Origin of the sequence: Polynucleobacter sp. es-GGE-1, assembly GCF_018882005.1 — a bacterium.
Classification (GTDB): domain Bacteria; phylum Pseudomonadota; class Gammaproteobacteria; order Burkholderiales; family Burkholderiaceae; genus Polynucleobacter.
Window position 1 is genome coordinate 1 of record NZ_JACVPE010000016.1, and the last position, 398, is coordinate 398.

1 protein-coding gene is annotated in these 398 nt (G+C 45.5%); it reads right to left on the reverse strand.

The window, feature by feature from the left end; translation table 11 throughout:
* A partial coding sequence (locus ICN35_RS11215; protein WP_216127669.1) for a hypothetical protein occupies positions 1-398 on the reverse strand: 398 nt, incomplete at both ends.

Genomic DNA, 398 nt, shown 5'->3' on the forward strand with positions numbered 1-398 from the left:
TTAGAACCAGCAGCTTGCGTAGTGACATTTGAAGAAGATAAGGCAACTCTAGCAGTCACACTACCATCTACGCTCACCGTGCCCATCGGTCCGAAGTTTTGACCTGTAAGGGTTAGAACTCGTCCTAGGCTGGAGGCGTTGAATGCTCCCCCAGTAAAGGTGGTGCCATTAAAACTACCTAAGCTTGATGATGGATTATTGGCGTTAGATGTGATCTTGTCTGCAAAAAAGCTAGCAACTTGATCAGGTGTTAGATCTTCATTGGCAGTTAGTGTTAGGCCACTAATTGTTGCTGTGTCACCTTTATTGAGTGCATTCAGACTAATCGTCTGCAGAGCAAGAACTCCTGGTGTGCCGTTAGAACCAGCAGCTTGCGTAGTGACATTTGAAGAAGATAA